Raw genomic sequence first — 21538 nt, 5'->3', positions numbered from 1 at the left:
CAGGGTAACTGGTGAACGCGCCTCGCCATGCACAGATCGCTGCATGTAGGCAGGCGCTCAGAACGGATTCGTCTTGGAAATCACACTTGCACCACGCCTGCGCCAGTCGGCAAAGGCGGTCGTCGTCGTTTTTCTCGTACTCACGCTGGCCCTGACTGCCCTCGTCACCATCCGACAGCCCGCCCAGGCCGCAACGCCGGGGCATGGTTACGGGACGTGGGATGACCGCGTCGGCTGGCAGGGCGGATTCGTCGCCCCCGACGGCAGCACTGTGTACTGCATCGAACCCGGCGTCTCGAACCCCTCCGGCGGCACCACCAGCGCCGGGCACCAGAGCAGCGTCCACTCCGACAGCCCCTTCGGGAGTAGGACACTAACGAGCAATGATCTCGCGCGCATCAACTACCTGGTAACCGAGTTCGGACAGACGGGCAGCAACCGAGAGGCGGCTGCCGTCAGCTTCGCGGTGAAGTACATCGCCAACCCCGGAGCAATGTTCAAGTCGCATAGCTGGAACGGATCGTGGGACCTTCCCGGCTACGTGAACTGGGTCTTGCACGGCACCATCGGGGGCTCCGAAGCCGCCGCTGTCGCCGCCCGCGCGCAGGAGCTCATCACCGCCGCCTCCACGGTGACGGCTGGTCCTGTCGGTGGCGGCTCGGGTTCATTGACGTTCCAGGTCGACAACTTCAACAACTACCTCGGCACCATCACCATGGCCGGTACCGCCGGCTCCACGGGCACTGTCACACTCACGAACGGCATCTTCACCACGACCGGATCGAAGACACTCTCCGGCATGCACGCCAACACCCCGTACCCGGTGACCGGTGTCCCGCCGACTGAGGACGGCGCCCCCTACAAGATCTCCGGCACCGGTACGTTCACGGCGGCAGGTACAGGCTGGGAAGGCGCCGTGCACGTCTGGACCACCGGAAGCCAGCAGGTGACCGCTGGTCCCGGCCCCCGTTCCTCCACCCAGTTCACCGTCGCAGGCACCGACCCCACCGACCGGTCCGTCCTTTTCAACCCGGCCCTGTCCACGACCGCGACTGCGTATGTGCAGCCGGGCGAGCACGCAACCGATACCCTGACGTTCCGCACCGTCCCTGACAGCGAAGGGCTGAACAACTTCTGGCCACGCACCGCGGACGGCAGCTACCGCGTCGTGAACGCCGAAGGCACGCTCTACGGTCCGTTCGCGGATCAGCCGACCGAGTCCGAAACGGTTCCGTCCGACGCACTTGTCGCCGGGCACGCGGCTGCCTCAACATCCACCACAGATGGCCCGACGGTGACGTATGAGGCCACCAGCGAGGACCCCGTGGACACCGCGGGCTACTACACCTGGGTGTGGGACATCCACTACGACAACCAGTCCGCCATCACCCGCATGTACCTGACCGACGGTTACTCGTTCACCGACCACTTCGGTCAGACGGTGGAAACCAGCATCACCCCGATGCAGTTCACGGTGAACACCGAGGTCGTCGACAAGGACGTCCTGCTGTCAGGTGCGGCCGCTGACACGGCAACGGTCACCACCGACGGCGTGTGGCTGCAGCAGAACGGACAGAACGTCCCCGTCGTCGCCCGCTGGGACGCCTACTACGACCCTCGTGCCGCAGCGGACATCGCAGAGGTTCCGGGCACGGAGATCCCCGACGAGGCGGTGCACCTTGGCACGCACACCGAGACGGTCACGGACAACGCCAACATCTCGACGCCGACCACGCTCGACGACGGCGCCATCCGGGTGCCGGCGTCCGGCGAAGGAAGCATCGTCTGGGTGTTCAGCATCCTCCGCTCCGACCAGGGAGGCACTGCCGACTACATCGTTGACGTCGTGGACAACTACGGTGTCCCTTCGGAGATCTCCACCATCCTCCAGCCCACGGTGACGACTCAGGCGTCTGCCGGTGGCCGCATCGGCGAAGGCATCCACGACACCGCCATCATCGACGGACACCTGCCGGCCAACGGCGCCCAGCTCACGTTCGACCTGTACCAGGTACCCATGGTGCAGAACGAGGACGGCGCTTGGGTCATCGACTACCCGACGACGGACGACAACGGCGACCCGGTTCTCGACGACGCCGGCGCCGCAGCCACGTTCGAGCCCGGAGACCTGTCCTGGGTCTGCGTACCAGAGAACCTCGTGGCCAGCGACACGGACCAGGCCGGTACCACCGTGACGGAGAACGGCGACTACCCGTCGTTCACCCATGAACTCGAGGAAAACGCAAAGTACCTGTGGTCGGAGAAGCTGTGGTCCACCCCGGGGACGGATGAGGACGGCAACCCCGTCGGAGAGCGGGAACTGATTCACGCCGGCGCGTGCGGCATCGCCCAGGAGACGTCGTTCGCCCTGGACGTGAAGACCGTCGCGATGAGCGAGACCGGAGCAACTACCGGTATCGAGCACGGTGTCAACGTCTGGGACACGGCAGCTCTCACCGGTTACGTCCCCGAGAACGGCCGGATGAACTTCGAGGCCTACCTCGTCCCCACAGGCACCACCGCGTGCACGAAGGAAAACCTCGCCTGGACCAGCGCCGACGTACCCCTCGCCGGCGGCCTCTACGACGAGGAGCACCCGCTCGAAGTGAAGAGCGAACCTCACGTGTTCAACCCCGACGTAGCCTCGACGCTCTATTTCGTCGCCGTCACCTACGACGAGCTCGACCGAGAGGTGAACCGCGGTGTCTGCGGCGACCCGGATGAGACGCTCAGCCTCAAGGGCCAGAAGCTCATCGCCACGGGCGGCACTCCCGCCCCTCTCCTCGTCGGTGGCGCGCTGGCCGCGCTGCTCGCCGGACTGAGCCTCATCATCGTGGGAGCCCGCCGCCGCGCCCGGGCGTAACCATCACAGAGGACTCGCCAGCATTCACTCTGCCCGCCCCGGGGATCATCCACCCCAGCCCCGGGGTGGGCTCTATCGTCCGTTGCTGGTACAGCATCTTGTACTGTGGCACAGGATGCTAGGCCGGGAGCCTTCTTCTCGCGCTACTCGGGCATCCACTTGTGATCGAAAGGGATCCCCATGTCACTCGCCGCATCGCGGACACGTCTCATCACCCTAGGGGCGTGCGCAGCCCTCGTCGTCATCGCCGTCGTCACCCTGGCGCTCGTATCGAGGACGACCCGCGAGACACCGACGGCGGTCGCCACGCGGGCGTTCAACGCACTTGCGGAGCGGGATGCGCCAGCGCTGGCTGCGGTGATTCGCGGGGACGAGGCCTTCGACGCGGCGCTCGAGCACGTCGACGCGATCGAGGAACCCATTGCGAACATTGACGTCGAAGACGTCAGCGACTGGGAAACGGAGGAGGGCTTCGACCAGGCGCGCGTGACGTTCCGCTTCACCGTCGGAGAGACTCCCGTCGACGGTGAGCTCGTGGTCGTGCGTGAGCACGGCGGAGACACGTTCGCGCAGTTCCCGGTCCTTGTGGGCGAGCTGCATCTACCCCGCACCAACGGCGGACAGGCGACACTCACGGGCACCGACAAGAGCGCGGAGGCACTGCACCTCCTCCCCGGCGTCTACGCGGTGACAGCGGAGGAGCCGCTTCCTTTCCCCTACACGCTCGCGGATGACACCGTGATCGTCACACCCGGATCCAGTGCATCTGTCACCCCGGAGCACGACGAAGCCTCAGTACGGGCCCTGCTGACCGAGACGAAGGATTCTGCCGAGGCAGAGGCGACCATCGCCGCCGAAGAGTCCATCGCCAACGGGACCCTTCCCATGGACAGCGCCACGAGCTTCGGACGAGCTGGACGCGGCTTCCACCTCGCCTCGCTCACCGAGGCGTCTCCTCCGTTGTTCGCCGACGGGGTTGTAACGCACCACTACACGGCAGCGTTCGCGGCGGAGCAGTACAACGGCTCTCTCGACCGGGAGTGGACCTCCGTGGCGGGCGCAGCGTCAGTGACCGTCACCATTCCCGTTGATGAGACCGGCGCGCCGCAGGCGTCGCAGGTATCCATCGACGCCAGCGACCTGGTGTGGGGTGCTGCAGGCTAAGCCCAGACTTCGCCGACGAGCTCGTCGACGGTCGTGCCGAACGCTCGACTGAGTTTGAGCCAGGTGCGCAAGTCGCCGTTGTACTTGCCGGATGAGATATTCAGCAGCGTCTGCCGGCTGACCCCTGAGGTCTCGGCGAGTTGCTCGAAAGTGAACCCCGCTGCATGGCGCCGCTCATTGAGAACAGCACGCAGACGCGTCAGATCAGGTTCAGCAACAGCCACCTTTCAAGAACACGCCACCCGCCCTAGAACTACAGCACAGCATCCTGTACTTTCGGCACAAGATCTTTGACCCTGTGCGACGGGAGGCTCGTGAACGTCGACCACTACAGCCCGGACCTGCCGGACGAGGACTGGCAGCGCGTGGAATCGTTCGTGATGAACATCGTCGACGACGCCCTTCCGCACGTCCCCTACTCGCCAGCTGCCGTCACCAACGCCGTCGCCCACCACGTTGACTGGTGCGTCAACGTCGCGGGCCTCTCCCTAAAGCGAGATGCGCTCCTGCGCCGCGACGTCATCGCGTACGCGGTCGACCTGATGCCGACCTCGTCTCCTTCCACACGGGGCCGCCAGCGCGCCCTGCTCCTGAGGATCGGCGAGCACCTCGGGACCGTGGAGACACTACCTCCCCTCACTCCCCTCGCAGCCGCGCCACCCAGCCAGCCCTACACGCCTGACGAGCTCGGCGAGCTGTGTGCGTGGGCCGAGTACCAGAACACCGCGGCCAGGCGCGCGTCCGCGCGCGCACTCGTCGCCCTTGGCCTCGGAGCGGGCCTGCCGACCCGTGACCTGTGCAGCGTTCGAGCTCTCGATGTCGAAGAGTCCGGGACACGCGTGCAGGTGGGTGGCCTGCGCCCACGCACGGTACCGGTCGACCCAGCCTGGGCACCGCTACTCGACGAGGTCGTCCGGAACGCCGACGACGCATCGGCGACGCTGTTTCGCCCTGGCACGCGCTGGCACGCGAACATCGTGACAGTCTTCGTCGACCGCTCCAGCGGGGTCGGTATGCACCCCACTGCTCAGCGGATGCGGGCGACCTGGATCGTGGAGCAGCTCACGGTCGGCACTCCGATGCACCAGCTCCTGCACGCTGCCGGCGTGAAATCCATGGACGCCCTCGTCCGATACGAGAAGTTCCTCCCGCACTACTAAGAGCATGCATCGCTTACCGTGGGCGCGCGCCACCCAATGTCGGGTGCGAGAGCGTGGGCGGGTCCAGCAGCTGCAACTGCTCGCGCAGGAACGCCGCGACGATCTGCCGGGCGGGTGTCGCCCGGTCCGACACCGCCGTATTCGCCCAGGTCACTCCCGCCACGCTCGACCGGCATTCGCGCAGGATCTGCTCGAGGTCCGCGAGCGTCACCCACACCTGCCCACCAAGGACTCTCGACAACCGTTCACGCCGCCACCCGAGGGCCCCTGCGAGAGACCCGTGACTCCGGTCTTCCGCAAGCAGGAACGCCCGCACGCGAAATGCCCCGTGATGCTGCAGCCGGGCCGCTGCGCACGCAGCCTCATCTCGAGGTGTGGAGGTCGGCACCCAGTCACTCGCCCCCGGCCGCCCGAACGTCGACGGATCGAACAAGAAGTCTCTCGGTGCGCGACTCACCACTCGATTCTAAGCGGTGCGTGCGCGACGCACGCACACCACTTCGTCTGTGTGCTTCTATGGCGCATCGACGGTCGTCAGAGCGGTGCTTGCGCGCATATATCCCGCATGACTGTGACTTCTGACCTTCTCGACACGTACGACCCGTTCCTTCCCGCGGACGACTGGGCGCAGATGCGGGACTCGGTCGTCGCATCCGTGCGTCCCTATCTCGATACCCACTCGGAAGCATCGTCGCGACAAGCGCTGGCGACACTCACCGGCTACGTCCATTGGGCGCGAGAGTGCGGTCTTGTCGCCCACGCAGACGACGCGCTCACTCCACGTTTCATCGATCTGTACACGCAGCACCGCTCCTCCCAGATCCGTCCGCAAGGCGCCGCCCGTGAAGCCGCGATCCTCCGCGCACTGTTCAGTGAGGACCCGGCACCCCGTCGGACAGTGGCGCCGCTGTCCCCTTCTGATATCCCGTACAGCGATGAGGACATCACCGAGATCCGCTCGTGGGCTGCCTACCAGCCCAGCACCCGTAAACGCCTCGACAGCACCGCCATCGCCGCCCTCGCCCTTGGCTGCGGCCTCACCGCGAGCGAGATGATGGCCGCGCGAACAGACGACCTCATCATGCGCGATGGCGGCGACCTCGACGTCGAGGTCCGTGGGCCTCGGGCGCGCACCGTCCCTGTGCTGCGCGCGTGGGCGTCACAGCTCGCAGACCTCCGAACCCACGCGAGCGACGCAGATTGGCTCATCGCGCCCGGACGCACAGACCGCGGAGGCCAGACACTCAATGGCCTCCGCCGTGAGCTCGGCGGGGGCCTGCGTCCCGTCCCCCGGCGCATGCGCAACACCTGGCTCGTCACGCAAATGAACGGCGGCACCCCTGCCTCCGTAGTCATGAATGCCGCAGGCCTGCTCGACGCAGCGTTCCTGCGACGACTCGCCCCCTACATCGACATGCCGACCGAGCACGAACAGCGAACGATGCTTCGAAACGGGGGCGCTCATGCGTGACGTGCTCCTCCGCCACGACCCGACGGCCCGCGGCCCAATCCCCAAGCAGACAATCCGCCAAGCGGCCATGGTCATCGACGAGTCCGGACTCGTCGACCTCGTCCTGCTCTGGGAACAACAAGACCGCATATACAAAGGAGGACGACGCCCCTATCTGACGGTCCGCGCAACCCTCATCCTGTGGCTGGTCCTTGCCTGCGAACACCAGCCCATGCACATCCGCCGTGTCGAAGACATCCTCCGAAGCCGTCTCAGGCCGAAAACCGCCGCCATCCTCGGCATCGAACACGACCCTCTCGCTCCGGCTGATGCGCTCTTCGAGCGCGCACGCAACAGCACACGCCGCATCATCAACCTGTTCGACGCCTACCCGCTCCCCACCCGCCAGCGTCGGCTGACCGTGCAGGAGTACCGTGACGCGTTAGAGGACCGCAGGCTCCGAGACGAAGAGATGAAGACCAAAGCGCGCCGCGCGCACATCTTCGCGAACCAGATGCTCGAAGCCACCTACCAGATGCTTCCCGCCCAGTACCGACCCGCGCAGATATCCCTCGCCGTCGACGCCACCCGCTTGAAAGCGTTCGCCCGCGGCATCGGCAAAGAAAGGCTGGCTCGGAAAAAACCGCACGAGAAGATCTCCATCGAGCCCGACCACGGCTTCTACCTCCGAACCGCCGCAGGAAAGCCCACCGACGTGTTCACCGAGGCGCGGGTCCGCGAGTACGCTCTCGAAGCCGAGTTCGCCGTCGTCACCTCCAACGACCCCTCCCAGCCCGACGTCGTGCCGTCCCTCATCGTCGCGTACGACCAGCACCGTCCCGGGGAAGAGCCCGCACCCTCCGCGATGCGCCTGGTGAATTCCCTCATCGAACGCGGGCACACCATCGACCACTTCGTCAGCGACCAGGCCTACCTGCCCGGCGGGAAGCCCCATGAGCTCCAGAACCCGCTCCGTGCCCTCGGAATCAAGCTGGTCATGCAGTACCCGACGAAGGAATGGGCACTCGGCATCCAACATCACGCCCACGGTGCCATCATGGTTGACGGAAATTGGTACTGCCCGTCCATGGCAGAGCATCCCGACCTCATCAACGCCACCCTCGAATTCCGCAAGGGAACCCGGAAGGACGAAGAAGACCCCACCCTCACGAACGAGGAACGGAAGGCGCGTGAGGCCACACGGAACGCTCGCTGGAAGAACCTCATCAACCAGCGCACGCCGTTCCTCGTCACCGACAAAGAGAAGATGGACAGCCGCGGCAAGACAGCGAAGAAGTGCCCCGCGGCCGGCGGCTCCCCGACCGCATCCTGCGACCTGAAGCTCAACCCGAAAGCCGCACAGCCCGGCCGCACCCTGCTCCCCATCCTCAACACCCCGAAGGCACCTGGCAAGCTCTGCACCAACAAGACCAGCACAAGCTTCGATATCACCGACGACGGCAAGTTCGGTCAGCACTACCAGTACGGCACCGACGAGTGGGAATCGATGTTCGGCTACGCCCGCTCCCAAGTCGAATCCGCAAACGACTATGTCAAAGACTCCGCAACCTTCGCCCTCGCGCAGCCAGGTAGGCGACGCATGCGCGGCCGCGCCGCCCAGGCGTTCTTGCAGGTCATGACCATCGCCGCCGCCAACTTGCAGCGCATCCGCGACTTCCTCCTCGAACGAGACGAACGCGCAGGGGAAATCGAAGACGGAATCACCCCACCCACCGCGCGCAGCCGCCGCAGCCGGCGCACATCCGCGCGCACGCGTCTCATGCTCCGCGAAGCACGCCAGGCCCGCCGAAGCAGACGCGGACCCGCGCGCACGTAGACGCGCGCCCCGTTCCTGCTGGAGCACATGGCTCAGTGGCATCCCCTCAGCAATACAGACGGCGCGAGTATGCCCGGATGGCGGGTGATCGGCCTGGATGCGCGCAACAAGGATGTGTTGAGCTCTCCCAGAGTGGTTGAGAGCGGCGCGAGAACGAAAAACGCCCCCGGTTCGGGGGCGTTTCTCTCTGCTTTTCGAGTTTCCTGGAAATCTTTCTTGAGATCCACGAACAACTCTTGGTGGCGAGTGAGGGATTCGAACCCCCGAATGCAGAGCAGTCTGATTTACAGTCAGATCCCTTTGGCCGCTTGGGTAACTCGCCAGAGCGCACCCGTCCGACTTGAACAGCCAACCGGGGGCACGAAAGACAAGCATACCTGCCCGAGGCGGGTGCAAGAAATCGAACCGTCAGCTGCCACGGACCCCGCGCTGGGCATCCGCCGACGACTCCGGAGTGCGCAGCAGACCGCCCTCCGCACGACACGTCGCGGCCGCGATGTCCATTGCCCGGATGAGGAGCACGCGCCATTCATCCAGCGCGTTCGGTGAGTCGGACACCAGCCCGGCGGCGACGGCTGCGAGCGTCGCGTCTCCCGCACCGACCGTATCGATCACGTCACCGGCGAGCGGGGTGATCGGTGCGGAGAGGATGCCAGCGTCCGTGTCGAGCGTGGCCCCGGCAGCGCCCGCGGTCGCCAGCACCGCGGCGGCGCCGATCTCGCGAAGGCGCCCGCGCAGCGCGTCGAGGTCGCCATCGTAGAGAACCGCTGCATCGTCGGCGCCGACCTTGACGATGGCAGCCGATGCGGCGATCCGCTCGAAACCGCGGACGAACTCGACGCGATCACGCAGCATCCCGAGGCGGGGATTGGGATCGAGTGCGACGCGGGCATCCGCGAGGGCGTCGACGAGAGCATCCACCTCTGTCGGCTCGTCGAAGGGGAAGCAGCTGACCGCGACGAGCCCGGCATCCACGATCGCCTCGCGTGCTTCGTCGGAGTAACGGATGCTGCGCTGCCGAGCCGCCTCGTTGAACACGTACTCCGGCTCACCGTTCGCCGCCCGCCGCACGATCGCGCGTGATGAGCCGAGCGGCGCATCACCGGCGATCAGACGCACCCCGTGATCGGACAGATACTCGCGGATGTGCGCGCCGGCCTCATCCTCGCCCACCATGGCGATCAGCGTGGTGTCGATCCCCAGCCGACGAAGGCCCACGGCGACGTTCAGCGCTGCCCCGCCGACGAGCTCGCGCACACCGGCTTGGTCGTGGATCTCGTCGATCAGAGCGTCGCCGATCACGACCACGGACCGGGAGGAGGATGTCTCGTTGCTCACCCGCCGACACTACCGCGCCCCCGGCGCTCACCCCGCACCTCGCACGCGCCACACGATGTCCGCTGCCGATCGAGGCTCCTCCCGGCGACGCGTCCGCCGCACAACTTCGGAGATCAGGCCCGACACGCCGCGCCGACGGCCCAGAGGGCGGCGCGCCCACCGCGATCTCCGAAGTTGTGCACTCGGCGGGACCGGCAACATCACCGAGGGCACGAAAAAGGCCCCGGGGCGAACCCGGGGCCTTCCTCAATCACTCAGCACTCAGTTATAAGTACCGGGGGTGATGTCGTCCGTCGAGAACGCGTCGAAGTCGACGTAGCCGAAGTCACCGTCGGCGTACGCACCGTCGGATGCGAAGATCCGGTTCGGGTAGCGCTCGCTCTTGGCTTCCTCGGTGGCCTCGACCGTGACGTCGCGGTACTTCGAGAGACCGGTTCCGGCGGGGATGAGCTTACCGATGATGACGTTCTCCTTGAGACCGACCAGCGGGTCGCGCTTGCCCTGCATCGCAGCCTCGGTGAGCACGCGGGTCGTCTCCTGGAAGGAGGCGGCCGACAGCCACGACTCGGTCGCGAGCGACGCCTTCGTGATACCCATCAGCTCCGGACGGCCCGACGCGGGGCGCTTGCCCTCTGCCACGGTCTCGCGGTTGATCGACTGGTAGCGCTTGAGGTCGACCATCTCACCCGGCAGCAGGTTCGTGTCGGCGTGATCGACGACCGTGACCTTGCGGAGCATCTGACGGACGATGACCTCGATGTGCTTGTCGTGGATCGGCACACCCTGCGAGCGGTACACGCCCTGGACGCCGCCGACGAGGTAACGCTGCACCTCGCGAGCACCCATGACACGCATGATCTCCTTGGGGTCGAGCGTGCCCACCAGGATCGGCTGACCGACCGTGACGTGCTGCCCGTCCTCGACGAGAAGCGTCGCACGCTTCAGCACCGGGTAGATGACCGGCTCTTCACCGCTGTCGGGCGTCAGGATGACCTTCTTGCCCTTGTCGGTCTCGTCGATCGCGATGCGGCCATCGGCCTCGGCGATCGGCGACGCGCCCTTGGGGGTACGCGCCTCGAAGAGCTCCTGCACACGGGGAAGACCCTGCGTGATGTCATCCGCCGATGCCGAACCACCCGTGTGGAAGGTACGCATCGTCAGCTGGGTACCGGGCTCACCGATCGACTGGGCCGCGATAATGCCGACGGCCTCGCCGATGTCGACGGTCTTACCCGTCGCGAGCGAACGGCCGTAGCACTGTGCGCAGACACCGACGGCGGAGTCGCAGGTCAGGACCGAGCGCACCTTGATGGTCTCGACGCCCAGAGCGACCAGCTTGTCGATCAGCACGTCACCCACGTCGTCACCGGCAGAAGCGAGGACCTCGCCCTTGCTGTCGACCACGTCGGAGGCCAGGGTACGAGCGAACACCGAGTTCTCGACGTTCGCGTCGCGCACCAGCTCGCCCTGCGAGTTCGGAGCGGCGATCGGGAGCTCGAGGCCCTTCGACGTGCCACAGTCCTCTTCGCGGATGATGACGTCCTGCGAGACATCCACCAGACGACGGGTCAGGTAGCCCGAGTCGGCGGTACGCAGAGCGGTGTCGGCCAGACCCTTACGGGTACCGTGCGTCGCGATGAAGTACTCCGCAACCGACAGACCCTCGCGGTACGAGGAGATGATCGGACGCGGGATGATCTCACCCTTGGGGTTGTTCACCAGACCACGCATACCGGCGATGTTCCGGATCTGCAGCCAGTTACCACGGGCGCCCGAGGACACCATGCGGTTGATGGTGTTGTCCTCCGGGAAGTTCGCCTTCATCGCGGCCTGGACCTCGTCGGTAGCCTCGGTCCAGATCTTGATGAGCTCCTGGCGACGCTCGGAGTCGGTCGTCAGACCCTTCTCGTACTGCGACTGGACCTTCGCGGCCTGCTTCTCGTAGCCGGCGACGATCTCCGCCTTGTTCGGCGGGGTGAGGATGTCGCTCAGGGCGACGGTCACACCGGAGCGCGTGGCCCAGTAGAAGCCGGCGTCCTTGATGCGGTCCAGCGATGCAGCGGTCTCGACCTTGGGGTACTCCTCGGCCAGCTTGTTGACGATCTGCGACAGCTTGTTCTTGTCAGCCTGCTCGCGGACGAACGGGTAGCCCTTCGGCAGCGTGTCGTTGAAGATCGCCTGACCCAGCGAAGCGTCCACGAGACCGTGGCGCTCGTAGCCCTCGGGAGCTTCGCCCTCGAGGAAGGTCAGACCCGGGATGCGGATGCGGATCTTCGCCTGCAGGTCGAGGGTGCCCTCGTCCTTGGCCAGGATCGCCTCGCCCACCGAACCGAATGCACGGCCCTCACCGGCTGCGCCCTCCTTGACCGTGGTCAGGTGGTGCAGACCGATGATCATGTCCTGCGAAGGCAGGGTGACCGGGCGTCCGTCGGACGGCTTCAGGATGTTGTTCGAGGCGAGCATCAGCACGCGGGCCTCGGCCTGAGCCTCGACCGACAGCGGCAGGTGCACAGCCATCTGGTCACCGTCGAAGTCGGCGTTGAACGCCGCGCAGACGAGCGGGTGCAGCTGGATGGCCTTGCCCTCGACGAGCTGCGGCTCGAACGCCTGGATGCCGAGGCGGTGCAGCGTGGGTGCACGGTTCAGCAGAACCGGACGCTCACGGATGATCTCCTCGAGCACGTCCCAGACCTCGGGACGGGTGCGCTCGACCGCGCGCTTGGCGGCCTTGATGTTCTGCGAGTGACCGAGGTCGATCAGACGCTTGATCACGAACGGCTTGAAGAGCTCCAGCGCCATCTGCTTGGGCAGACCGCACTGGTGCAGCTTCAGCTGCGGGCCGACGATGATGACCGAACGGCCCGAGTAGTCGACGCGCTTGCCGAGCAGGTTCTGGCGGAAACGACCCTGCTTACCCTTCAGCATGTCGCTGAGGGACTTCAGGGCACGGTTGCCGGTACCGGTGACGGGACGACCGCGACGGCCGTTGTCGAACAGTGCGTCGACGGCCTCCTGCAGCATGCGCTTCTCGTTGTTGACGATGATCTCGGGGGCACCGAGGTCGATCAGACGACGAAGACGGTTGTTGCGGTTGATGACGCGGCGGTACAGGTCGTTCAGGTCGGACGTCGCGAAACGGCCACCGTCAAGCTGGACCATCGGGCGCAGCTCCGGCGGGATGACCGGGACGACGTCGAGGACCATCGCGGCCGGGCTCATGCCGGTCTCGAGGAACGAGCTGACGACCTTGAGGCGCTTGATCGCACGGATCTTGCGCTGGCCCTTGCCCTCGGAGATCTGCAGGCGCAGGTTCTCCGCCTCGGCGACCAGGTCGAACGCCGCGAGGCGACGCTGGATCGACTCGGCGCCCATGTAGGCCTCGAAGTACTGACCGAAGCGGTCCTGCAGCTCGTGGAAGACGTCGTCCTCGGGGCGGAGCGCCCCGACCTCGAGGGTGCGGAAGTCTTCCCACACGCGCTCGAGCTTGGCGATCTGCTCGTCGGCACCCTTGCGGATGAGGGACATCTCCTTCTCGGCGGCGTCCTTCACCTTCTTCTTGGCGTCGGCCTTGGCACCCTCTGCCTCGAGAGCAGCGAGCTCCTCCTCCAGCTTGGCCAGGCGCTCCGCGATCTTGGAGTCGCGGCGGTCGCCGAGCGTCTTCAGCTCGAGACGGATGTTGTTCTCCTGCGTGCCCAGGTCGCGGTGACGAGCATCCTCGTCGACCGAGATGACCATGTAGGCGGCGAAGTAGATGACCTTCTCGAGGTCCTTCGGCGCCATGTCGAGCAGGTAGCCGAGACGCGAGGGCACGCCCTTGAAGTACCAGATGTGGGTGACGGGAGCGGCGAGCTCGATGTGACCCATGCGCTCACGACGGACGGAGCTCTTGGTGACCTCCACGCCGCAGCGCTCGCAGACGATGCCCTTGAAGCGGACACGCTTGTACTTGCCGCAGGCGCACTCCCAGTCGCGGGACGGGCCGAAGATCTGCTCTCCGAAGAGACCATCCTTCTCCGGCTTCAGGGTGCGGTAGTTGATGGTTTCGGGCTTCTTGACCTCACCGTACGACCACGCGCGGATGTGGTCCGCGGTGGCCAGGCCGATGCGAAGCTCATCGAAAGTGTTTGACTCGAGCACTGATTCTCCTGTGTCGGAATTCTTTTTGAGAAGTCTGCTGGGGTGTGCTCGGGAGCGAGGCTCCCGAGCACACCAGCGGATTAGATCTCGTCGATCGAGGCGGCCTCGAAGCGGCTGGAGATGTTGATACCGAGTTCTTCTGCGGCGCGGAACGCCTCATCGTCGGTGTCGCGGAGGTTGACCAGCGTGCCGTCCGCCGAGAGGACCTCGACGTTCAGGCAGAGCGACTGCATCTCCTTCATGAGCACCTTGAAGGACTCGGGGATGCCGGGCTCCTGGATGTTCTCGCCCTTGACGATCGCCTCGTACACCTTGACGCGGCCGAGGATGTCGTCGGACTTGATCGTGAGGAGCTCCTGGAGCGCGTACGCGGCGCCGTAGGCCTCGAGGGCCCACACCTCCATCTCACCGAAGCGCTGTCCACCGAACTGCGCCTTACCACCGAGCGGCTGCTGGGTGATCATCGAGTACGGACCCGTGGAACGTGCGTGGATCTTGTCGTCGACCAGGTGGTGCAGCTTCAGGATGTACATGTAGCCCACGGAGATCGGAGCCGGGAACGGCTCGCCCGAGCGGCCGTCGAACATCTGGGCCTTTCCGGAGGAGTCGATCAGGCGCACGCCGTCGCGGGTCGGGATGGTCGCGTCGAGGAGACCGGCGATCTCCTCCTCGCTCGCACCGTCGAACACCGGGGTGGCGACCTTCGTGCCGGGAGCGGCCTCGAATGCGTCCTTCGGGAGCTTCGCAGCCCACTCCGGAGTGCCCTCGACCTTCCAGCCCTGCTTGGCGATCCACCCGAGGTGGGTCTCCAGGACCTGGCCGAAGTTCATTCGACCGGGGATGCCGAGCGGGTTGAGCACGATGTCGACCGGAGTTCCGTCCGCGAGGAACGGCATGTCCTCGATCGGGAGGATCTTCGCGATGACACCCTTGTTGCCGTGACGGCCGGCGAGCTTGTCACCCTCGGTGATCTTGCGCTTCTGGGCGATGTAGACCACGACGCGGCGGTTGACGCCCGAGCCGAGCTCGTCGTCGCCGTCCTCGGCGTTGAACTCCTTGACGGCGATGATCGTGCCCTGCTCACCGTGGGGCACCTTCAGCGAGGTGTCACGGACTTCGCGGCTCTTCTCGTTGAAGATCGCGCGGAGCAGACGCTCCTCGGCCGAAAGCTCGGTCTCACCCTTCGGCGTGACCTTGCCGACGAGGATGTCCCCGGGGCGGACCTCGGCGCCGATGCGGATGATGCCGCGCTCGTCGAGGTCCTTCAGCAGCTCCGGGCTGACGTTGGGGAGGTCACGGGTGATCTCCTCCTTGCCGAGCTTGGTGTCGCGCGCATCGACCTCGTACTCCTCGATGTGGATCGAGGAGAGGGTGTCGTCCTTCACCAGGTCCTGGCTCAGGATGATCGCGTCCTCGAAGTTGTAGCCCTCCCACGTCATGAACGCGACGAGGAGGTTCTTTCCGAGGGCCAGCTCGCCGTTCTCGGTGGCGGGGCCATCGGCGATGACCTCTCCGACCTCGACGCGCTCACCGGCGTTGACGACGACCTTCTGGTTGTACGACGTGCCCTGGTTGGAGCGGTCGAACTTGCGCAGGTGGTACTCCTGCGTGCCGCCCTCGTCGAGCATGACGACGACGCGGTCCGCGGAGACCTCGGAGACGACACCGGCCTTCTCGGCGGTGAGCACGTCACCGGCGTCGATGGCCGTGTAGCCCTCCATACCGGTTCCGACGAGCGGCGAGTCGCTGCGCAGCAGCGGCACAGCCTGACGCTGCATGTTGGCGCCCATGAGGGCGCGCTGTGCGTCGTCGTGCTCGAGGAAGGGCACGAGCGAGGTCGCGACCGACACCATCTGGCGCGGGGAGACGTCGATGTAGCCGATCTCCTCGGGAACGAACAGGTCGACCTCGCCGCTGCCGCCCTTGGGGCGGGCCAGGACGTGGCTCTCGCGGAAGCGACCCTTGGCATCGAGCGGGGCGTTGGCCTGCGCGATGTTGAAGTCGACCTCTTCGGAAGCCGTCAGGTAGTCGATCTGCTCGGTGACGACACCGTCGACGACCTTGCGGTACGGGGTCTCGATGAAACCGAACGAGTTGATGCGCGCGAACGTCGCGAGAGCACCGATCAGACCGATGTTCGGGCCTTCAGGCGTCTCGATGGGGCACATGCGGCCGTAGTGCGACGGGTGGACGTCACGGACCTCGACGCCGGCGCGGTCACGCGAGAGACCACCGGGGCCGAGCGCGGAGAGACGACGCTTGTTGGTCAGACCCGCGAGCGGGTTGTTCTGGTCCATGAACTGCGACAGCTGCGACGTTCCGAAGAACTCCTTGATCGCGGCGACGACGGGGCGCACGTTGATCAGGGTCTGCGGCGTGATGGCCTCGATGTCCTGCGTGGTCATGCGCTCGCGGACGACGCGCTCCATGCGGGACAGACCGGTGCGGACCTGGTTCTGGATCAGCTCGCCGACCGCGCGGATGCGACGGTTGCCGAAGTTGTCGATGTCGTCGGTCGCGAGACGGATCTCGGCCTTCTTGCCACCGCGGATGCCCGTGAAGGTCTCCTCGGTGCCAGCGTGCAGGCGGACGAGGTACTTGATCGTGGCCACGATGTCTTCGACGGTGAGCACCGAAGAGGTCAGCGGCTGGTCCAGGCCCAGCTTGTGGTTGATCTTGTAACGACCGACCTTGGCCAGGTCGTAGCGCTTCGGGTTGAAGTAGAAGTTGTCCAGCAGCGCGCGGGCGGCCTCGGCGGCGACCTGCTCGCCTGGACGGAGCTTGCGGTAGATGTCGCGGAGCGCATCTTCCTTCGTGACGATCGTGTCCTTCGCGAGCGTCTCCTCGATGGAGGTGTAGCCGGCGAACTCGGCGAGGATCTCCTCGCTGGTCATGCCCAGCGCCTTGAGGAAGACCGTGACCGACTGCTTGCGCTTGCGGTCGACGCGCACGCCCACCTGGTCGCGCTTGTCGATCTCGAACTCGAGCCAGGCACCACGGCTCGGGATGACGCGAGCGGACACGATGTCCTTGTCACTCGTCTTGTCGGGGGTCTTGTCGAAGTAGACACCCGGCGAGCGCACGAGCTGCGAGACGACGACGCGCTCGGAGCCGTTGATGATGAACGTGCCCTTGTCGGTCTGGAGCGGGAAGTCGCCCATGAAGACCGTCTGGGTCTTGATCTCACCCGTGAGGTGGTTCATGAACTCGGCCTCGACGTACAGCGGAGCGGCGTAGGTCTTGCCACGCTCCTTGCACTCCTCGATCGAGTACTTCTCCGGCTCGAGGTACGGGTTCGTGAACGACAGCTGCATCGTCTCGCCGAGGTCCTCGATCGGAGAGATCTCCTCGAAGATCTCGCCGAGACCGCTGTTCTCGTTGACGTCGGTGCGACCCTGCTTCTTGGCCTCGGCGACGCGCGCCTTCCAGGCGTCGTTTCCGACCAGCCAACCGAAGGACTCGGTCTGCAGGGCAAGAAGGTCTGGGACAGTCAGCGTGTCGGAGATCTTGGCGAACGAAAGACGGGAAGCTCCGCGTCCGTTCTTGGTGGTGGTGGATGTGGATGCGTTGCGAGCAGCAGCCAAGGGAATAACCTCCGTGAGCCCCGCAGGGCTTCTCGATTCCTTTGTCGTCAGGTGGAGTGTGCGCCCGGGAACTCAACAGATGCCGACCACCATATGAGGGCAGGGAGAAGCGAGCGCAACTACCAACTATACGCACGATTGTGCGACATGGCAACCTCAATCCTTGACCAATCTCGGATGCTGCGGTATGAGCATCCGAGCACCTCCGTCGAGACCCCGTGTTCGCGCCGAGACCCCGGCCTGCCGATGCCCGCAACGCGGGGTCTCGGCGGAAGACCGGGGTCTCGGCGAGGCAGCTCAGGACGCGATGTTCAGCTCGTTGCCCGGGATCGACGCCAGCAGACGCCGCGTGTACGGGTCGCGCGGGTTCGTGAAGATCTCCTCCGAGGACGCCGCCTCGACGAGCTTCCCGTCCTTCATCACGCACACGTAGTCGCTGATGAGGCGCACCACCGCGAGGTCGTGCGAGATGAAGAGGTAGCTCAGGCCGTACTCGCGCTGCAGGTCGCCGAGCAGCTTCAGGATCTGGTCCTGCACCAGCACGTCCAGCGCCGACACCGGCTCGTCGCACACGATCAGATCGGGAGACAACGCGAGCGCCCGCGCGATCGCGACACGCTGCCGCTGACCGCCGGACAGTTCGGACGGATACCGGCGCAGCATCGACTGCGGCAGCGCCACGTCGTCGAGCAGCTGGCGAACGCGCGCACGCCGGTCGGCGCTGCTCCCCCGCTTGTAGAAGTCGAGCGGCTCCCCGATCAGCCGCTCGATCGTGAACATGGGGTTCAGGCTCGAATACGGATCCTGGAAGATCGGCTGCACCTGCTGGCGGAACTCCTTCGTCTCCGCCTTGCTCAGCGACGCGATGTCCTTGCCCTCGTAGCGGATCAGCCCGCTCGTGGGTTCGATCACCTTCAGGAGCATCCGCGCGGTCGTGGTCTTGCCCGAACCGGACTCCCCCACGATCGCGACGGTCTCACCGCGGGGGATCACCAGCGATACATCGTCCACGGCCACGAAGTCCTCGCCGCGGCCCCGCACCGGATACACCTTGGTGAGGTTCTCGATCTCGACGATGTTGTCGGCGGGCGCTGCGTCGACGACGGCATCCGCCTCCGCGTCCCTCTCCTGCACCCGGAACGCCTCCGGCCGCAGCCGCGCCGCCGCCACCGACGGCGCCGCTTTGACGAGCGACTGCGTGTACGGATGCTGCGGGTCCTCGAGGATCTGTCGGGCGGCGCCCTGCTCGACCACCCTGCCTCGATGCATCACGACCACCCGCTCCGCGCGCTCGGCGGCGAGTCCGAGGTCGTGCGTGATGAGCAGCACGGCCGTCCCCTGCTCGCGGGTCATCTGCCCGATCTGGTCGAGGATCGTCTGCTGCACCGTGACATCGAGCGCACTGGTCGGCTCGTCGGCGATCAGCAGTCGCGGATTGCACGCCAGACCGATCGCGATCAGCGCCCGCTGACGCATGCCGCCGGAGAACTCGTGCGGATACTGCTTGGCACGGCGCTCCGGGTCGGGGAGGCCGGCGGCGGTCAAGGCCTCGACCACCTTCGCCTGCACGTTCTGCCGAGTGGCGAGTCCGTGCGCGAGCAGCGCCTCCGCCACCTGGGTGCCGATCTTCGCCACCGGGTTCAGGTTCGACATCGGGTCCTGCGGGACGAGGCCGATGTCGCGACCACGGATCGTCCGCAGCTCGTGCTCCGGCGCGTGGGAGATCTCCTTCCCGTCGAGCCGGATGCTGCCGGACGCCACCTTCCCTCCCCCGGCGAGCAGGCCGATGATGGCCATGGCCGTCGTCGACTTGCCGGAACCGGACTCGCCCACGATCGCGACGGTCTCACCGGGACGGATCTCGAGGTCCACCCCCTCGACGGCGTGCACGACCCCGTCCAGAGTGGCGAAGTCCACCGCGAGTCCTTGGACCGACAGCAGCGGCTCGGTCGACATCTGATTCTCCTTCGCGGCGCGCATCGCGCCTTCGTCGCGGGCGTTCATCGCGCCCTCGTCCGTGGGTCCATCGCCTCGCGCAACGCTTCGCCCAGCAGGGTGAAGCCGAGCGCGGTGACGGCGATGCAGATGCCGGGGAGGAACGCGAGCCACGGTGCGATCGCGAGCTCGGCCTGCGCGTAGGTGAGCATGCGCCCCCACTCGGCGGTCGCGGGTCCGCCGCCGCCGAGACCGAGGAACGACAGCGCTGCCGCATCGATCACGGCGGTCGCGAGCGTCAGGGTGCCCTGGACGATCACGGGACCGATGGCGTTGGGCAGCACGTGCGACATCGTGATGCTGCCACGGCCGAGCCCCAGGGTCTGCGCCGAGAGCACATAGTCGCTCGATCGCTGCTGCATCATCGAGGCCCTCAGCAGACGCGCGAAGATCGGCACCTGCGACGCCCCGATCGCGATCATGATCGCGAACGGGGTCTGTCCGAGGATCGCAGCGATCGAGACTGCCAGCAGCAGGTTCGGAACCGACAGGATGATGTCGACGACGCGCATGATGAGCGTGTCGACCCATCCGCCGAACGTGCCGGCGAGGAGGCCGAGGATCATTCCGCCGGCGAGCCCCATCGCGGTGGAGATCACGCCGATCATGAGCGATGCCTGTGCACCCCAGATGAGCTTGGACAGCACGTCGCCGCCGAAGCGGTCGAGTCCCAGGGGGAACTCCGGCACCTCGCCGGGGCCGGGGATGTGGGTCGGGGTGATGTACTTCGCGCCGGGCAGTGCCGTCTCCGGATAGGGAGCGAGCCACGGCGCGAGGGCGGCGACGAGGAGGAACAGCAGCACGATGATCGCGCCGATCCACGCCGTCGGATTGCGGCGGAGCCGGCGGAACACGTCTCGCCAGTATCCGCCGGAGCCGTTCTTCAGATCCGCCTGGGCGATCGCGACGGTGTCGATGCTGCCGCCGCTCTCCGCGGACGGGCCCTGGGCGGGCGGGAGAGCGATGCTCATACGACCGCCTCCTTTCGGACGATGGGGAGGGACATCACTGCACCCTCACTCTCGGGTCGATGAAGCTGTAGGAGACATCGACCGCCAGGTTGATCAGCGCGTACGCGATGGCGATGAAGATGATGAATCCCTGGAGCACGGGGAAGTCCCTGGTGAAGATGGCCCTCGCGAGGAACGACCCGATGCCGGGGAACGCGAACACCGTCTCGGTGAGCACCGCGCCCGAGATCAGGAGTCCGGTCTGCAGACCGATGGTCGTGATCACCGGGAGCATCGCATTGCGCAGGATGAAGCGGCTGCGGAGTGTCGAGGATCCGACGCCCTTCGCCCGCCCCGTGCGCACGTAGTCCGCGTTCTGCACCTCCAGCACGCTGGCTCTGGTGATGCGGACGATGATGGCGAGCGGGATGGTGCCGAGCGCGAGCGCGGGCAGGATCAGATGCAGGATGGCATCCCACGCGGCGTCGAACTCTCCGGTGATGATGCCGTCCCACACGTAGAACCCGGTGGGATGGGTCGCGTCTATCCGAGGATCCTGACGGCCATCAGACGGCAGCCATCCGAGCTGCACGGCGAAGACGTACTTCAGGATGAATGCCAGGAAGAACACCGGGATGGTGATGCCGACCAGGCTCATCACCACCGACGCGTGGTCGGTGAACTTGCCGTGCCGTCGAGCGGCCCAGTATCCGAGCGGGATACCGACGCCCACCGCGAAGATGAGCGCCATGACGCTGAGCTCGAGCGTCGCCGGGAAGCGGCGCATGAACTCCTCGACCACAGGTCGGTTCGTCTGGATGGAGGTGCCGAAGTCGCCCTGGAGGAGACGTCCGATCCAGATGAAGTACTGCTCGATGAGCGGCTTGTCGAAGCCGTAGAGCTCGTTGACCCTGGCGACGGCCTCCGGTGTGGCCTTCTCGCCGAGAAGGGCGACCGCGGGGCCGCCGGGAAGGGCTCTGACCCAGGCGAACAGCAGGATGCTGAGCCCGAACAGAGTGGGAATGAGGAACAGCAGTCGCCTGCCGATGGTGCGCAGCAC

Annotated in this window: 13 protein-coding genes and 1 tRNA gene; 5 read left to right on the top strand and 9 right to left on the bottom strand. The window is 66.1% G+C overall.

Translation table 11 applies throughout. The features are described from left to right. Positions 1 to 73: 73 nt before the first annotated feature. Positions 74 to 2863 (top strand): hypothetical protein, encoded by a 2790-nt coding sequence (locus AC6CHX_RS11920; protein ID WP_498272986.1) that lies wholly within the window; start codon positions 74 to 76, stop codon positions 2861 to 2863. A 180-nt stretch (positions 2864 to 3043) separates the two neighbouring features. Next, a complete protein-coding gene (locus AC6CHX_RS11915; protein ID WP_498272985.1) occupies positions 3044 to 4027 on the top strand; it encodes a hypothetical protein in 984 nt (327 codons plus the stop codon). On the opposite strand, the gene AC6CHX_RS11910 is transcribed toward AC6CHX_RS11915, so the two are convergent. Continuing rightward, a complete protein-coding gene (locus AC6CHX_RS11910) occupies positions 4024 to 4251 on the bottom strand; it encodes a helix-turn-helix transcriptional regulator (protein ID WP_498272984.1) in 228 nt (75 codons plus the stop codon). The genes AC6CHX_RS11915 and AC6CHX_RS11910 overlap by 4 nt on opposite strands. Positions 4252 to 4341: 90 nt before the next feature. Here AC6CHX_RS11910 and AC6CHX_RS11905 point away from each other — a divergent pair, with 90 nt between their 5' ends. Further along, positions 4342 to 5187 carry a hypothetical protein gene (locus AC6CHX_RS11905; RefSeq protein WP_498272983.1) on the top strand — a complete coding sequence of 282 codons (846 nt, stop codon included), beginning with the start codon at positions 4342 to 4344 and terminating at the stop codon, positions 5185 to 5187. 13 nt (positions 5188 to 5200) lie between these two features. Here AC6CHX_RS11905 and AC6CHX_RS11900 read toward each other — a convergent pair whose 3' ends face one another. Continuing rightward, positions 5201 to 5428: a hypothetical protein gene (locus tag AC6CHX_RS11900; RefSeq protein WP_498272982.1), complete on the bottom strand. Its 228-nt coding sequence runs from the start codon at positions 5426 to 5428 to the stop codon at positions 5201 to 5203. A gap of 324 nt (positions 5429 to 5752) precedes the next feature. Between AC6CHX_RS11900 and AC6CHX_RS11895 the strand changes: the two genes are divergently transcribed. Next, positions 5753 to 6658 (top strand): site-specific integrase, encoded by a 906-nt coding sequence (locus AC6CHX_RS11895; protein ID WP_498272981.1) that lies wholly within the window; start codon positions 5753 to 5755, stop codon positions 6656 to 6658. Further along, on the top strand, positions 6651 to 8474 hold the full coding sequence (locus AC6CHX_RS11890; RefSeq protein WP_498272980.1) for a hypothetical protein: 1824 nt from the start codon (positions 6651 to 6653) through the stop codon (positions 8472 to 8474). Before AC6CHX_RS11895 ends, AC6CHX_RS11890 begins: the two co-directional genes overlap by 8 nt. Positions 8475 to 8711: 237 nt before the next feature. Here AC6CHX_RS11890 and AC6CHX_RS11885 read toward each other — a convergent pair. From AC6CHX_RS11885 to AC6CHX_RS11855, 7 genes are all read right to left on the bottom strand, one after another. Further along, positions 8712 to 8796 (bottom strand) — tRNA-Tyr (locus tag AC6CHX_RS11885). An 86-nt stretch (positions 8797 to 8882) separates the two neighbouring features. Further along, positions 8883 to 9812 carry a PfkB family carbohydrate kinase gene (locus tag AC6CHX_RS11880; RefSeq protein ID WP_498272979.1) on the bottom strand — a complete coding sequence of 310 codons (930 nt, stop codon included), beginning with the start codon at positions 9810 to 9812 and terminating at the stop codon, positions 8883 to 8885. Positions 9813 to 10073: 261 nt separating this feature from the next. Beyond that, positions 10074 to 13949, bottom strand: a complete 3876-nt coding sequence (rpoC, locus tag AC6CHX_RS11875; RefSeq protein ID WP_029261838.1) for a DNA-directed RNA polymerase subunit beta' — start codon at positions 13947 to 13949, stop codon at positions 10074 to 10076. 80 nt (positions 13950 to 14029) lie between these two features. Then, the gene (gene rpoB, locus AC6CHX_RS11870; RefSeq protein ID WP_498272978.1) at positions 14030 to 17533 is read right to left on the bottom strand and encodes a DNA-directed RNA polymerase subunit beta; all 3504 of its coding nucleotides are present in this window, start codon (positions 17531 to 17533) and stop codon (positions 14030 to 14032) included. Between the two features lie 297 nt (positions 17534 to 17830). After that, positions 17831 to 19537 carry an ABC transporter ATP-binding protein gene (locus AC6CHX_RS11865; protein ID WP_498272977.1) on the bottom strand — a complete coding sequence of 569 codons (1707 nt, stop codon included), beginning with the start codon at positions 19535 to 19537 and terminating at the stop codon, positions 17831 to 17833. After that, entirely contained in the window at positions 19534 to 20499 is a 966-nt protein-coding gene (locus AC6CHX_RS11860; protein WP_376103577.1) for an ABC transporter permease, read from the bottom strand. The genes AC6CHX_RS11865 and AC6CHX_RS11860 overlap by 4 nt, the downstream gene beginning before the upstream one ends. 34 nt (positions 20500 to 20533) lie before the next feature. Continuing rightward, the gene (locus tag AC6CHX_RS11855) at positions 20534 to 21538 is read right to left on the bottom strand and encodes an ABC transporter permease (RefSeq protein WP_136042918.1); all 1005 of its coding nucleotides are present in this window, start codon (positions 21536 to 21538) and stop codon (positions 20534 to 20536) included.

The sequence above is a fragment of the Microbacterium sp. GQ128 genome, from assembly GCF_059758615.1.
The sequence above is the reverse complement of the archived record's forward strand: the minus strand, read 5'-3'. Positions and strand labels throughout refer to the sequence as shown.